Origin of the sequence: Neobacillus sp. DY30 (genome assembly GCF_030123065.1) — a bacterium.
Classification (GTDB): Bacteria; Bacillota; Bacilli; order Bacillales; family Cytobacillaceae; genus Neobacillus.
In genome coordinates this window covers 2,880,104-2,894,418 of the sequence record NZ_CP126093.1, presented here as the reverse complement: position 1 = coordinate 2,894,418, position 14,315 = coordinate 2,880,104, and the positions used below count along the sequence as shown (strand labels likewise).

At 34.8% G+C, this 14,315-nt stretch carries 15 protein-coding genes and 1 pseudogene; 1 reads left to right on the top strand and 15 read right to left on the bottom strand.

All coding sequences use genetic code 11. The features are described from left to right. Nucleotides 1-57: 57 nt before the first annotated feature. The 6 genes from QNH29_RS13910 to QNH29_RS13885 all read right to left on the bottom strand — a co-directional run bounded on the left by QNH29_RS13910 (nucleotide 58) and on the right by QNH29_RS13885 (nucleotide 5,264). Entirely contained in the window at nucleotides 58-1,035 is a 978-nt protein-coding gene (locus QNH29_RS13910) for a catechol 2,3-dioxygenase (protein ID WP_283865342.1), read from the bottom strand. Between the two features lie 24 nt (nucleotides 1,036-1,059). Further along, nucleotides 1,060-2,262 carry an acyl-CoA dehydrogenase family protein gene (locus QNH29_RS13905; RefSeq protein ID WP_283865341.1) on the bottom strand — a complete coding sequence of 401 codons (1,203 nt, stop codon included), beginning with the start codon at nucleotides 2,260-2,262 and terminating at the stop codon, nucleotides 1,060-1,062. A gap of 454 nt (nucleotides 2,263-2,716) precedes the next feature. After that, nucleotides 2,717-3,181, bottom strand: a complete 465-nt coding sequence (locus QNH29_RS13900; protein ID WP_283865340.1) for a CBO0543 family protein — start codon at nucleotides 3,179-3,181, stop codon at nucleotides 2,717-2,719. Nucleotides 3,182-3,875: 694 nt separating this feature from the next. Next, complete coding sequence (locus QNH29_RS13895; protein ID WP_283865339.1) at nucleotides 3,876-4,736, bottom strand: DUF421 domain-containing protein; 861 nt, start codon at nucleotides 4,734-4,736, stop codon at nucleotides 3,876-3,878. 17 nt (nucleotides 4,737-4,753) lie between these two features. Beyond that, nucleotides 4,754-4,960, bottom strand: coding sequence for a DUF1657 domain-containing protein (locus QNH29_RS13890; RefSeq protein ID WP_283865338.1), 207 nt, complete (start codon nucleotides 4,958-4,960; stop codon nucleotides 4,754-4,756). A gap of 100 nt (nucleotides 4,961-5,060) precedes the next feature. Further along, on the bottom strand, nucleotides 5,061-5,264 hold the full coding sequence (locus QNH29_RS13885) for a DUF1657 domain-containing protein (protein ID WP_283865337.1): 204 nt from the start codon (nucleotides 5,262-5,264) through the stop codon (nucleotides 5,061-5,063). A 283-nt stretch (nucleotides 5,265-5,547) separates the two neighbouring features. Between QNH29_RS13885 and QNH29_RS13880 the strand changes: the two genes are divergently transcribed. Then, the gene (locus QNH29_RS13880; protein WP_283865336.1) at nucleotides 5,548-6,093 is read left to right on the top strand and encodes a phosphatase PAP2 family protein; all 546 of its coding nucleotides are present in this window, start codon (nucleotides 5,548-5,550) and stop codon (nucleotides 6,091-6,093) included. Nucleotides 6,094-6,377: 284 nt separating this feature from the next. On the opposite strand, the gene QNH29_RS13875 is transcribed toward QNH29_RS13880, so the two are convergent. From QNH29_RS13875 to QNH29_RS13835, 9 genes and pseudogenes are all read right to left on the bottom strand, one after another. Continuing rightward, nucleotides 6,378-6,626: a MafI family immunity protein gene (locus QNH29_RS13875; protein ID WP_283865335.1), complete on the bottom strand. Its 249-nt coding sequence runs from the start codon at nucleotides 6,624-6,626 to the stop codon at nucleotides 6,378-6,380. A gap of 124 nt (nucleotides 6,627-6,750) precedes the next feature. Continuing rightward, complete coding sequence (locus QNH29_RS13870) at nucleotides 6,751-7,221, bottom strand: hypothetical protein (RefSeq protein ID WP_283865334.1); 471 nt, start codon at nucleotides 7,219-7,221, stop codon at nucleotides 6,751-6,753. Nucleotides 7,222-7,377: 156 nt separating this feature from the next. Next, a pseudogene (locus QNH29_RS13865) lies at nucleotides 7,378-7,893 on the bottom strand (DUF3885 domain-containing protein); the annotation flags it as partial. Nucleotides 7,894-7,899: 6 nt separating this feature from the next. Further along, nucleotides 7,900-8,073, bottom strand: a complete 174-nt coding sequence (locus QNH29_RS13860; protein WP_283865333.1) for a Fe3+ hydroxamate ABC transporter substrate-binding protein — start codon at nucleotides 8,071-8,073, stop codon at nucleotides 7,900-7,902. Nucleotides 8,074-8,434: 361 nt separating this feature from the next. After that, nucleotides 8,435-9,007: a hypothetical protein gene (locus QNH29_RS13855; RefSeq protein ID WP_283865332.1), complete on the bottom strand. Its 573-nt coding sequence runs from the start codon at nucleotides 9,005-9,007 to the stop codon at nucleotides 8,435-8,437. Between the two features lie 549 nt (nucleotides 9,008-9,556). Beyond that, on the bottom strand, nucleotides 9,557-10,033 hold the full coding sequence (locus QNH29_RS13850) for a hypothetical protein (protein WP_283865331.1): 477 nt from the start codon (nucleotides 10,031-10,033) through the stop codon (nucleotides 9,557-9,559). 355 nt (nucleotides 10,034-10,388) lie between these two features. Continuing rightward, a complete protein-coding gene (locus QNH29_RS13845; protein WP_283865330.1) occupies nucleotides 10,389-12,221 on the bottom strand; it encodes a XylR N-terminal domain-containing protein in 1,833 nt (610 codons plus the stop codon). Between the two features lie 461 nt (nucleotides 12,222-12,682). Next, complete coding sequence (locus QNH29_RS13840; protein WP_283865329.1) at nucleotides 12,683-13,735, bottom strand: alpha/beta fold hydrolase; 1,053 nt, start codon at nucleotides 13,733-13,735, stop codon at nucleotides 12,683-12,685. A 23-nt stretch (nucleotides 13,736-13,758) separates the two neighbouring features. Continuing rightward, nucleotides 13,759-14,307: a polyhydroxyalkanoate biosynthesis repressor PhaR gene (locus QNH29_RS13835; RefSeq protein WP_283865328.1), complete on the bottom strand. Its 549-nt coding sequence runs from the start codon at nucleotides 14,305-14,307 to the stop codon at nucleotides 13,759-13,761. Nucleotides 14,308-14,315 lie beyond the last annotated feature (8 nt).

Sequence of the window (14,315 nt, the reverse complement as noted above, 5' to 3'; positions counted from 1 at the left end):
TTGTGAGCTTGTACGTTCGTTAGCAGACTCTGCTCACCTTCAACTCTTGCCGAACATCTATTTTATTGGTGCAGCTTCCTTCTTCCTCACCGGTGTTCCGTATTCAAAGAACTCCTGTGGTAAGTTAGATCCGTACCAAATAATCGCATGCTCTAAATCTTTCCCTTTCCATTCAACCGTTTTCCAGTCTGGGTCAAAGATTTGATATCCGGTGTCGCCGAATAATTCAACACGATTGCCCCCAGGTTCGATCACGTATAGGAAGTAAGCCTGAGAGACACCGTGCTTGCCAGGACCTGCTTCAATTTTAAAGCCGTGCTCGACCAATAATTCACTTACATCCATAAGATGTTGAGGATATCCATACCAGTAGCAAATATGGTGCAATCTTCCCTTTTCAGCTAACGCGTCTCCCATTATGGCCACTTCATGCACCAATGAGTTGGAGCTTAGCCATGCTGCTACATCAGTATTATCATTATTAAGAATCCGTTCGCGTACTTTAAATCCAAGAGCATTTTCTAAAAACTCCACGTTTTTATTGGTTTCGTTCGCCAGTACATTGACATGATCTAAGCGACGTACTGGTACACCGCGACGCGGACGCTTTTGCGGACGATTCAGAAGTGGAGTTGCCTGCTCTTCAGTCGGTTTGAAATAGTCAACTTCCCAAAGAATTTCCATTTTATGGCCATCTGGTGTTGTAAATTGATACGCTGGTCCATGGCCAACATCCCCTTCGCTCCATCCGATTCCGTAACCGGTCGCTTCAATTTCTCTTACACGACGCTCTAGCGCCTGCGGTGAAGTGGCACGCCAGGCAACATGTCCAAGGCCCGCTTCCTCATTTTTGGTAATAATCAATGTATGATGATAAAAATCCTCGTAAGCACGCATATAAACGGAATCACCTTGACGATGTGATTCTTCCATTCCCAAAATTTCTTTAAAAAACCATACAGACTCTTCTACTTTCGGACTATAAATTTCAATATGTGCCAAATGTGCAACATCAAAAATAGGTTCTTTCATCATTTTACATTCCCTCCAAAGTTAAATTTACCAAATTGGGTTTCCTTTAAAGCCAAAGATTGATTTGCCGTAAGAAGCCATTGCATCTTCGTAATGGTGTGTCGGATGTGAAGCAGATGTCATAAGATCACGTACAAATAATTCAGTAGGCTGTCCTTTAAAAACGGAGTTTCCACCTAAAGTGAGCAAAATACGGAGCGCCATCTCAGAAGTTGTCTTTGCTATATGCCCACGGATACCAAACAATTTCTCACGTTCTTCTTCATCCAAGGTTGTCATGCTATTTTGCTCGTAATTTGTTAATCTCTCACAATATTCATTTGCTAAGCCTTTTAAAGCGCTTAATTGTAGTTTTAATTCGGCCAGTACGCGCTGGCTGCTGCCCGCTTCTTTTTCATTAGCATTATGGTTAAAAATGCGAATTCTGTTTTCTGTTTTTTCTTGGAAGATTTCAATAAGTCGTTCAACGCCGCCAATTTGTATAAATTGGAAGCCCATTAAAAACCATGGGATATAGGGAACATTGAAGATTTGATAGTCCTGTTCATAATTACCATCTACTGGACCTTCACCGTTAATGACACGAGTTGCATGGAAAATACGATTCGGCGGTATGTAAACGTTGTCAACTTTTACCGCGTTACTTCCTGAACCGCGTAAGCCCATTGCGTCCCAGTTATGGATAATTTCCGCTTCTTCCTTATTTAAAATAAACATGCAATATTCTGGCTCTGTGCCATCCTTTAACTTGGCAATGGCGCCTAAACCAATCCAATCACTCCAAAGCACGCCGCTGCAGAAGTTCCATTGACCTGAAAGGCGATAGCCTTCGCCATCATCGGTTACTTTCCCAACAGGAGCAAACACATCTGCCATTAATCCGCCATGATTGTATAATTCATCACGGCTTTCTTTTGGCAAAAACGCCACCCAGGTTTCATGAATCACAAAGAAGTAACTTAACCAGGCAGCTGCAACACTATGATTGGCGATGGTGCGGATGATTTCACCAAAGGTAAAGTAATCTAAGTATTGGCCACCATAGGCTTTCGGCCGCATAAGCTTATGCAAACCAGCTTCTTTAATTTTTTCAATTACTTCGTCAGGAAGTTTTGAATCTTGATCCGCCTTTAACGCATATTTTTCTGCTAACAATCCTACCTCTTTTGCCTTCTTAAGAAGTTCTTCTTTGTTGGGAGTCTTTTTCACTTCTAATAGATTCACTGCCATTTACATTCCTCCAATAAAGTAAACGTTTTCAAGCATTATGGAACAACTGCTTCTGAAATGAATTATAATATTTAGAATATTTTAAATATACATACGATAAATATGGAATTTAAATTGTTTTTAACACGTTTCCTATTAAATGTTTTCTTTATATAGTTAATTGGATGGCGAATATCTGTTTTAAAAGAAGGAATTTTAGCTAGGTTGTTATTGTAAAATGATGATTCAAATGATCTGTTTTCATTATTAACTATGAAATCTTCACAATTTTTTTTACCTTAACAAAATCTAATCCCTTAAGGTGTACGGGCATATCAAAAGGACGCTTTATTACAAAAGAAAAGCGCCTGATTGCGGAATATTGAAAAATGCGAAAGAGCAAAAAAGGCTCTTGGTTATAAAAAGAATAGCAATAGATAGATAAAGGAATGGTAAACCTTGCAATGGAGATTCCTTAAATATATCTTTCCTTGCTATTTATCAATTGCATTAGAAAACGGATAAACATCATTAGAATAAAGGTGCTGATAAATGTGTATATCCATGTCCATGTATGGTATTTAATTAATTCGGTATATCTTTCAAAAAATACCTCAATGATCGTTAAAACAGTGGTGTACAAAATACATTGTAGAACCATGTTGAGATATCTTGAACCATAAGTCGTTTGATAAAAGTAAATACAAACAACTGGAAATAGAAGATATTCATAAAGAAGGCTGGAACTAAAATAGTTACTTAAAAATCTCACTGGATATTCGAGCATTTTCTCTTCTACAACAAGAACGCCAACAAACGTTGAAAAATAAGAGGACAATGAAAAAATTATTATCCAATTTTTGATTGGTGGTTTTCTTAAACTAGAAAACAATAGTGTGATCCCGATTATCAGCAGTGACCACAATATTATTCTTTCCATAGGTAAAATAGCCCCCTATCTTTAATTTGCTTATCAATGAGTATAACCAAAGTAAAGATCAAAGATTTAATCAATTACATAAAACCCATAATAAAAGACGCTTTCCGGAAAAGCGCCCGAATGTTGAAGATTATTGTAAAGTCTTATTTTAGAAAAGCACCCTATAGTTTAAGTGTAATATTTCACAATCTTCCAGATGAAGTGTGATTATGTTTCCTTTACATGTATAACTTAATACAGTAGAACATAAATGTGCCGTAATAACCCCTATTACGGATACTAGCCAAAGAGAAAAATTATTTATAGAGATTAGTAAGTAAAACATTTCGGTTTGGGTAAAATATGTTGCGTGAACGGTGCATCTAGGATATGGTTCTTCCCGATTACAAACAAGGGAGTGAATACGAAGACTCAAAATAACGAACGCAATCGAAATGGTGGAAATGCAAACTAAGGTGGCAGTGACTTTGGTGAAGCATTAGGTACTATTGAAGGCGGTGCTACAGGTGCCGCTGTGGGTGTTCTGCTTTTGGACCACTTGGCACTGTTGCAGGAGGTCGCTGCTGGCGGTACGTTTGGTAACCAAGTGGGCGAGGAAGTTGGCGGAATGATGCAGGCAATAACAGGGGTTCTAAAAACGAGTAGTTATTTAAGGGTAAGGGGCGTGAGTATTCCTCAGCCCTCCTTTTTATTTTTACCCTTTCAGATAAGGTGTAAGTAAATCGATTGCTTCTTGTATCTTTTTGGAAGTTTTTGTATACATTTTTTTTGCATTTTCAGCATCCGTTTGTAATGCAAAAGATTCCAGGTCAGCCTGACTCTTTTTTAACATAGACATTAATAATGGTTGTAGTTGTGGCGATGGGACATTGATTTTATCATCATAAACATCAATTGTTAATTGTCCATAAGAATCTACTTGTCCCAAGAATACATTATCAAGTGTTACTCCAAGTTTTTCTAATTCTATATTAAGCCATTGGCGGGTCTGTTTTGCTTGTTCAAGAGAATTATCTAAAATTTGCCCATCCATAATGACTGTTTGAGGTTCCTTTTCATTTCCAACCTTTATATTTAAATCTTTGGGAGTTAATGGTTGGTTTTCTTTTTTTAAAAGAACATTTAAATCACCGTTTTGTTCTAAGACTGCGAACTCTACGTCGGCAACTTTAAATACATTTTTACTCCTAAGTAAGGCATTTAAATCATCAATGGTGTAATGTTCTTTTTTTAAACTATCTTCCATAACTTTTCCATCTTTAATAAAAACATTTGATTTTCCTTCAGCAAAATCTCTAAATTTTTTGCTTTTTAAGGAAAAAAAGTCCACAGCATAAGTTATACCACCGAAAAGTAAAATTACGATTACTCCGTGTGAAATATTTTTGTCTAACCCAGTAATAACTTCACCAGCTACGCTCCCGATAGTAATCCCTGAGATATATTCAAAAAAGGAAAGTTGAGCAATCTGTTTTGAACCTAATAGTTTGGTCATCATAAATAATACGACTATACACAAAATTCCTCGTATTAAAACATCAATCCAGTCTGGCACATTCATCACCTTGTACTTTAAGTTGGTTTATATTGAGGTTCCTGAAATTCGAGTTCTGTTACTCGAATTTGTAGCTCTTTTTTTACTTCTCCTACTAATAACATCGCCCGATGAAATGCTTGTTGAGCTTTTTCATCCTGGGAATTTAATGCAAAATTTGATAGTTGTGTTTCAATTCCATTAATCGAGGCTAAACATTGTTTTACGTTAGAATATACAGTCATCCTTATCCCCCTTAAATAAGAATTTTTATTGATGTAAGGGAATTTTATAGAAAATATAATTTGATAAGGGTTAGCATAATGCTAACCCCAAGAAAAATCCTCACTGATTGTATTGAGGTTCTTCTTTTTGAATCTGTTGAAGACGGGGCTCTAAGCTGTCAATAATTGATTGAGTTTGTTGAGCAGCATTTTTGTACAACTGTTTTGCCTGTTTATTTTCAGTCCCTAAAGCAAATGTTTCTAAGCTAGCTTGTGCACTTTTTAATCCAGCTAAAGTTTGGCTTACTTGAGTCGCTACTGTCATTTTTCATTCCTCGCCTTTTTTAATAGTGAACTACAGGTGTATTGTCTGTATAAAAAGTATTAAGTATAACTGGAAATGATTATTAGGAAAGCTGCAAAGATGGATGAACTACATTATTTTTTTGTAAGGATATATTAAAAGACATTATAATGACACAATCTATATAAGAGCTGGGCTTTAAACTTCTCATCATTCCTAACCCGTTTTGGTGAGTTAATCATAAATCGTTTTTAAACAGCTAAACTATACTTGATATAAGAATAGGAACGAAGGAGGCATTTAAATGGACTACAGGATATTTAAGAGGATTAATGAATATGCTGGTCGTTATCAGCTTTTGGATACATTGGTGATCAACTTCTCTCAAAAAGTTCGTTTTTTGTTCTTATTTATATTAATCTTCATGTGGTTTCGTAATAACTCACAAAAAAAAATCACTTTATTTACTATCATTTCCATTGGATTATCGTTGGTTTTAAATAAATTGATTAAACTGTTTTATTTTAAACCTCGCCCTTTTTTGAACCTTTGGGTCCATTTATTACCCCCATTTCCATCAAAAAAGAGCTCTTCATTTCCAAGTAAACACACCACTCTAGCATTTACGGCGGCAACTTCTGTCTTTTTTTATAAGCGTTTCTTAGGTAGTATGATGTACCTTGCCGCTATTCTAACAGGATTCTCTCGAATTTGGATGGGACAACATTACCCTTTGGATATTTTAGGCAGTTCGATACTAGGAAGTTTAACAAGCATAGTAGTGAAGATGACGGGATGGATTTGGAATCCAATCATTGAACGGGTAATAAAAGATACTGCTAAAGGATGAAGAATCAATCATAAATGTAAATCTTTCCTTAGTTTTTAAGGTATTACCTGTTTTAGCTGAAATTTTTGATAATATATCTAGATCAATAGATTTTCATATGTTGCTCTCCTTCTTTAAAGCGTCTAAGTGACACTTCCTTTTTTGTCGAAATATGGTTCAAACATAGACATAAAAACAGTAAGACTTTTCGTAACTCTTGTTCAACTAAACTGCCCCGATAGTCGAACAAGAAATGCGAACCCCCATTATTGAAGAATCGCACCCAGTTAGTTTAATAAGGTGGTTTATTGATATAAGTCGTTTAATTGTTCCCTAATCTCTTTCCATATCCCCATTTGAATCGATACTTCCTTAATCTGTTCAAGGACTGACACTGGTATGTAGATATTTTCCTCATAAATGGTTGCACAAAGATGTTCTAATGCAACTCCCCACTCGCTATGTTCTAAATATTCCAATACATTTACACAGTCTTTTTTGGGTAATCCATCCACTTGTTGAACTATGGCTTTTATTTTCCATTCAAAGTTCAATTAACCCCACATCTTTCTTTGATTAAAATGCATATTGTACTTTACTCACCATATATAATTATAAGATAAACAACTGAAAAAAATCGTTAATTTAACTTGGTACAAAGCCCTGATAGCTACGAAGTTAGTTTCTATTCCTACTTAATAGCTTCTTGACTTCTTTCGCAATGGTTACAATTAAAGCAACCTTACTTAAGTGTGAAATATTATCTCCATATCGAAAATCATCTATCATTTCACTAATGTTGTACCATTCTTCTAGACCATCGTAATTATCAAGTTCACGAGCTATTTCATAAATCTTATAAGCTAAATCAATTGCACTATTTTCTTCTTCAGGTATCCTTTTTGCTAACTGCTGAATGTAATATTGAGCACACTCTTCAAAAGTAGGTTCTTGCATTTTTAATTCCCTTAACGTCCTTTTAAAATAATCTTCTACCTCAAAAATATTGAGTGGTTCGCTTAGAGATGAAAGTATGTTCAAAGAAAACGAATCATTATTATTTTCCAACATCTTTAACGCCCAATTTATATAATCAATAGGGTCAACTTCACCTTGATGTATTTTATAAAACAAAATTGGAGTATCCATATTTTCATCTCTTTCTTAAATATCATTAAGAAGCTAATAGTCCTCATCGTTTAAGTTAAATATTTCGGCAGTTATATTCAACAATCCTTCTTCAAGTAACCTGCCCCGTTTGGTTAATAAAAAAGAGTTGCCACAAGCAACTCCAACTAAATCCCTTTATTTAAATACCTTGTCTATATCATTCCTATCATAATCTAAAATCCAATCATTGTAGCCTTCATAAATATGTCTAATTGTTTCGGGGGATGTCGCTAATAAATCACAACCTCTGTCATCGTAAACGTGTAATATAGTTTTCTTATTGATATTTATGAAGTAAACTCTATGGAAAATACTAGGTTTCAATCCCAAGTCTTGATTACAAATTGCTTTTAATAATGGAACGTATTTAAAATCAGATGTTTTGCAGCATAAAGAAAATCTATGAGTTTTATATGTACCTTCTTCATTGTCCTCAGGGGATATATAAGGTATCGTTTGATGTTTCAGCCTTAACAATAATGATTTTTCAACATAGCGAGAAAAGTTCTTTAACTGGTATCTAATGTTTTTGCCCTTATCAAAATCATTTACATCGATCACGACAAAAATATCTTCCATTGGAGGATGCAAAGTTTCAAATAACGTAATTGCCCTTTTATAACATCCCAATACATAGGGGTTGTTGGGGTATTTTTGTTAGCTAGATTTCTTATTAAAGCATTCTTCACAAATTAATTGTCCTTCATATTGTATAAAGGCTTTTATCTCGGTCATCCCTTTTCTCTCTGGATACCTCATTTTCACAAATACTACTTCATTCCCTTTTATTTCTTTTTCACAATAAGAACACTGGGGGTTGATTTTAAACATAAATGTCCCTCCGAAATAGATCGTATATATAATTACTACGAACAACTATGTTTAAAGTTTCCTTATTTTACTAATCTGCCCCTTTAGCTCAACAACAAGAAAAGACCGCCGCAGCGATCATCAACTTTTACTAAAGCACCCTTTAGTTTTAGTACAATTCTTCACAATGTTACTTCGAATTAGGGACAAGGAACAAATATTAGAAAGTTTTTCCTTACAAGACTTTTTACATTAAAATTATCTTGAACACCAAGATACAACTTTTATCACAAAAATTAATGATTTTTTCGATTCTGATAATGATGATGGGAGTGGGTAAGGGAATGAAGATGGCGAACTCGGACAAGAATAATAAGGTTTGTTAATCACCAGTTACATCAAACATCGCATAATCAATCACTATTATTTCCCCATTTTCAGAAAGTGCTAGATTATTTTTTCTCATATCTTTTGCTTCAATTCGATTCTCCTTAAATTTTTTAATCAAAAGTGATAATTTCTCACTGTAATCCTTTTTTGACGGTGGCTGTGTCATTTTTTTCATTATAATCCATCCGTAACCAAAATCCTTTACGGGACATAAATGTTTTTGTATGTGGGAAGGTGAATTAAAGAATAATTTATGTTCTTTTTCATTGCCCCATATGCCATGACAATTAAGGGCAACCTTTAGTACATATCCATTTTCAAGATCAAAGACAATTCTTGTCTTACCATTGCCAATTTTATTATATTTTAATCCCATAGTTTTTATAGCTCTTTTTACATGTCTATTCCTTTGCTGTTTTTTTTGGTGAACGTCTTCATTTTTTATATTTAGAATCCATGAATTTATTGATGTTATTTCTTGTTCAGATAAGTAAGTATTTAAGGAATAAAACTGTTTTTTCGTTATATCATTAACTTCACCTTGATTATCGCAAATGACTTCCAATCCCCCTTGCCTGAAATTTTAATGGTATACAGTTTCCTTATATTCAATTGATTTATGGATATATACTCAAACATTATTAAAACAACCTTTTCATAGTGTATGCATAACATATTTTAGCTGAATGGTTGTTTTACTAAGAAAAATAGAATTTACCTTAATTATTTTGTGAAATAAAAACGAAATTAAGCACATCGAGGACTTAAATTCAATGTCCTAACAGAAAAAAAGAAATCCTTCCCTTTCTTTAATTAACCTGCTTCGTTAGCACAATTAGAAAATGGGACCGCTGCTGCCATCCCACCTTTAACATAAGCCTCTGTTAGTTGGATATTCTTAACTGTCTCATTAATCGGTGAAAAGATCGTTGGGGAGATAGAGCAATTTATTGATCCTAAAAATAGCTGGTTTAGTGCAATAAAAAAAGGATCGCCGCAGCCATCCCATCTTTAATATGATAGTTTAAGTTAATTCCTTCACAATCTCTTCTACAGCTTAATATAACTCCAATCCCTAATAAGTTTATAAGGGGCATAAAAAACATTACATCTTCTAATATTTCTTTACCTCTTTTACAATAGTTCGTTCCACTAATAATTGATTAATATAAATAACGATTGCTGTTCCAACTGACAATATGTAAAAATGTTTTGGGCGCATTTTCTTGAATTCGAATACTCCAACTTTTGTGAAAAATTTTGCGATAGGGAATGCGAGAAGATAATCTAGTACAGCATTTAATGTTATGTATTTTATAAAGTTACCGTACGTTAATTTAAAAACCCAAATAGTTGTTATAAAAAATAAACCTAAAAGGTATGAGAAATCTAAACGATAATTTGGAAATAAAGCATTTTTTACTTTCCACCACTTACGGCTATCAGCAATTTCACTTAACAAACTAAAGACATAACCAATAAAAGTTGCTACTGGAAGAAAGCGAACAAAAGAATTTTTCCCTAGCAATGGAGTAGTTAACCAAGGTATAACTAATATACTAAATGATAAAGCCTTTCTTTTATTAATCATAGTTGCCCCCACAAGATACAATTTGTCATTTAATATTCCCTTTTATTCAGAAGTTTTATTCCATTAAATGGCCCGATTGTTTAACACAAGTTAAACACCGTTTTTCAACTAAACTGCATCGTTAGTTGAAGAAGGATTTCTAAAACTGGTACACAAAACAGCACTGAGATTGACATTAGTTTTGGCACTCTTTATTAATTGCAATACTTATTGTCAAACATAAAAACCATGTCAATTGTTGTCAAAGCAATTCTGAAAAACCCTTGATAAATATAGAAAAAGACGTATGCCAATTCATACGTCAATTCTTGTATCGTTTATTTGGAAGCATTCGAAAACGGAACCCTTTACATAGTTAAATCTCAATTTTTCCTTTAGCTTTTAAAATATTTATTGCTAGGTAAAGTGTGAAGGCATATTGTGTATCATTCAGATCATGGTTTAAAATCTCGCTAATTTTGGCCAGGCGATAGCGTAATCCGCTTATCGACATGGATAATTCCTTCGCTGTATTGTTTATACTGCTTCCGTTATCGATATAGGCAAATAACGTTCTAATTAATTCAAAGTCATCACTATCTGCTTCTAACAACTTGCCAAGATGTTGATTAACAAACCGTTCAATCAACAGATCATCCTGCAGTTGGAATAAAACGCTTTCAATTCCTAGTTCTTCAAAGTAATAGACATTTTTTCGATGGTTTGTTGCACGTAATGCCGCCAATGTTTCATTGTATAGGGTGACCGTTTGTGTAAACTCTTGAATGACAGAACTTACACCGACAGCGATCCGATATTTTGGGAAGCGTCGTGAACAATGTTTTAACATTTGGTCAATGAACGACGACTGTGAAAGATGTATTTTTTCAAAAGTCGGGTACTCCATTAAAATAATAATTTTGTTGAGTTTTTGCGAAACGATAGAATTGATGTTGCGTTCTTTTAAAAATTGATGGATATGACCAATCATTTCTTCATTAGAAGCTAATTCATTTTCAATGTTCGATTCGTTTACAAATCGTTCTAAGGTAAGCATCCAATAGGTCGAGGAAGGATTGAATTTCAAATAGTAGGCGATTTTATACATTTCTTCCTTTGCTAACCGGCCTTCTAAGATATCATTTAGAAAGCTTCGTTTAATCGTTTGTTCCGTATTAATCTTAATACTTTCATTGAATAATATAAGCGAAGCCGTTATGGCGGCATTTTCAATAATCATATAATCTAGTTCATTAGGTTGATTCTCTCCTGTATATACGAAAGAACAATAGCCTTTGATTTGTTGTCCATAATAAATGGGGGTACGCAGCAATGAAAGTTTTTCTGAATAACGGACAAATGTAGTGGTCGAATCTCTATATGTCTGTAAAGTAAGATGTTCCTGCAGGTTTCCTGATTTAACAATGATTTGATTGTATTCATCTTCAATAAAAACGGTTAAACCCGTCGTTTCAAATAAAATATCAGCCACTTTTTGTATTCCTTGGTTCGACAGCAGTTCCCCAATTAATTGCCGGTGTATATCACTCGCTTTACTTAAATGGTCCCGCTCAATTTTTAACTTTGCTGTAACTTCATCTAGTTCCTGAATCATACTATTCGCTTGATAGTAACTAAGGTCACTCGTTATTTCTTCCCCCCATTTTTCAATAGGCATGCAAATACATTTGCATTGCTCGTGACCCATCGCACGACATTCAACTTCCTTTACCAAGATAGGCTGTTGCAGGACTTTTGATAAGTAACCGCTTGCATAACCACATAGGTTATGACATACAGGCTCTTTACTTAGGCCTTTGGCTTTTAAATATTGAGAAGCTTCAAACGTATTCACCCAAAGGACTTCTATAAAATTGCACTTGTTTTGCTCGTCAAAGCTCATTTCCATAATCTCTACTTTATCTAAATAACCATGCAGCATGTGGAATTTAGGACCTGCTAGTGCCAAATCTATCTGATCGTCCCATTCCAGCGACATTGCTTTTTCCGCGTCACTCACACCGCAATGCCAGCCATAGCGAATAAACACTCCCCTTGTTCGTTCCTCACCAATCATCGTAATGAGTTCATTTTTCAAATTTGTCCTTGCTTCAATCGGGATGGTAATAATTCGTTCATAAAATTCATTGACGACTTTTTCCTTCGATAATTCAAAAGCATTCTTTATGTGAATTTGCTTAAAACTCATTTTTTACCCAACCCCTTAGATTGTGCTCAATCGGATAATAAATAGTTAACATATACTGCTATGTATTTTTCTATTTTTTACTAGCACATCTGTTGTATTGTGCACTCTACTTGCAACTTTACAGTTATAATTTTCATTTTAACATACTCTTTTGAAAATTTTGAAATCAAGAAGTAAAAATTCTACTAATTCCCTAAATATAAAAACAACTCAATCACTGAATGAATAATCATTCAATGATTGAGCGTTTGGCAGTCTACTATTCTAACCATGAATACTTATGGATTCATGAATAAAATAAATGAAAGATGCATAAAAATCTGAAAACTAATTGAGAAAATAAACCAGAAACAAACACTTTACACTTTCTCCTGGTGACTCTTCTATTCTATATAAAGCTTTCATTAATGATAAAATCCCCTTTATAAACACTATTAGTCCGAAACAAAGACCTCCTGAATTTACTGTGATCGAGCTGAGAGCCACTTATCCCAAATTTCAGCGAATACCCCGGTCAAGACCAGTGAAACATGTCCACCTTCAAAAACCTCATACGTTTTATCCTTACTTGATACAAGGTCCATCACCGGTAGACTTTGCTTTTCTAATATAAGTGTGTCACGTGAGCAAGAGAAGACAAAAAGCGGGCAGTTGATATTCTTTAAATCCACCTTCCTACCGCCAATCACCAATTCTCCCTTTAAGAGTTTATTGTTTTTATAGAGATCATTAAACATTTGTTTGAAAGCAGCACCGGCAAATGAAGATGTGTCCTTCGTCCACTTATCCATACGGCGCCACTTTTCTACATATTTCTCATCATGTGCACGGGTAAACAGATTGATTTTAGTACTTCCATCACCTGGTGAGAGCATCCTAAACATCAAATACAGCAGTTCTGAAGGAATGGTCTCATGGGCATCGGCAAAACCGTCCACACTTAGCTCCCCTGTTTGTAGTCCTTCCAGCAATTTATCAGGAAGGACGCCAATACTAAAATCGATTGGGACGGCTGCAAGAGATAAATTCTTAATCGGCAGCTCTGTTATAGAAGCCAAAATCGCTGCTATGGTTCCACCTAGGCAATAACCGGCAAGGGATATTTCCTTTGCACCTGAATGTCTTAACGCTCGCTTAAGGGCATTCTCTAAATAATCGATGATATAGTTGTCCAGTGTGATATCAGCATCCTCAAGTCCAGGGGAACCCCAATCTAATAGATAGACATCATAGCCACGCTCGGTAAGTCCGCCTACAACGCTGTTTCCTTCACCAATGTCTAGAATGTACACCTTATTTAATAGAGAGTAGACTAAAAATACTGGGATGGCATGTCTTTTTTCCTTTGCAGGATGATACCATAAGGTAGCTTTATTTTTCTTCCAGACAGCATGCCTCGGTGTTGGAATAATTTCTGGCTTTGGCTCGGTCATAATTTTATAAAGCTGTTTCCAACGTTTCGTTTCTTTTTCTACATCTAGATTTGGAAAAAGATTTGCTCCTAATGTTTTCATTATTTTCACTGCTCTCTTTAATGTTATTTGTTACTGCCGGAGAGGACTAGCTCTTTATCCTGCTTTTTATCCGATTCTTTTTTCGTTTTTTCCCTCACTAATGCGCTGAGACCTCTGTCTATTTCTTTCCGTAATTCCTGAAGGTCTTCTCTTATTTTTTTCGTTTCCGTCACCTCTTGGGCAATTTTTTGGAATTCATTCTTCATTTGCATGACAATATTTATTACCTCTTCAAACATTTCTACATTAGCTTTCGTAATGGAGCCTACACTGTCTTGTAAATTCCAAATTTGTTCTTCTAACATATCAATTTTTTCCTCTGTCTGAATGGATAGCTTTGCAGCATTCGCTACATCTTTCTTTGTCGGGATATTCATCAGAGAGGCAAAAAGCTCTTGGTTCTTTCTTACTTTTTCCAAGTACATTGAATAGGTGTTTAATCCATTACTCGCTGTGCGAACAAATTCATTGTTATTCGCTAAGTTATATAAAAGGCCGGTAATTTGTTTGTCCCACATTTCACTCAATTGGTTTAATCCCAAAAAAGGATCATAATTTTTTTCATTTGACATTCTGTTTC